The organism is Endozoicomonas atrinae, assembly GCF_001647025.1.
GTDB classification, from domain to species: domain Bacteria; phylum Pseudomonadota; class Gammaproteobacteria; order Pseudomonadales; family Endozoicomonadaceae; genus Endozoicomonas; species Endozoicomonas atrinae.
In genome coordinates, this window is record NZ_LUKQ02000886.1 from 1 (window position 1) to 252 (window position 252).

General features: G+C 54.0%; 1 protein-coding gene. It reads left to right on the forward strand.

Going from position 1 to position 252, the window contains the following annotated elements:
- Positions 1-252: hypothetical protein (locus AK963_RS34665; RefSeq protein ID WP_202969995.1), on the forward strand; the 252-nt coding region annotated here is incomplete at both ends.

Sequence of the window (252 nt, forward strand, 5' to 3'; positions counted from 1 at the left end):
CCAGTAACCAGGTGCGCTTTGTGCCCAATGCTGACTTTAACGGTGCAGCAACGTTTACTGTCAGGGCCTGGGATAAATCAGCCGGTGCCGTTGGCGACTATGCCGACACCACTACTAATGGCGGTACTACAGCATTCAGTACTGAAACGGCCCCTGTTGGCATTCTGGTTAATGCGGTCAATGATGCGCCGGTGGTCAACACCAGTGCCAGCCTGAACCTGACGGCAATCAACGAAGACGATACCAACAGTG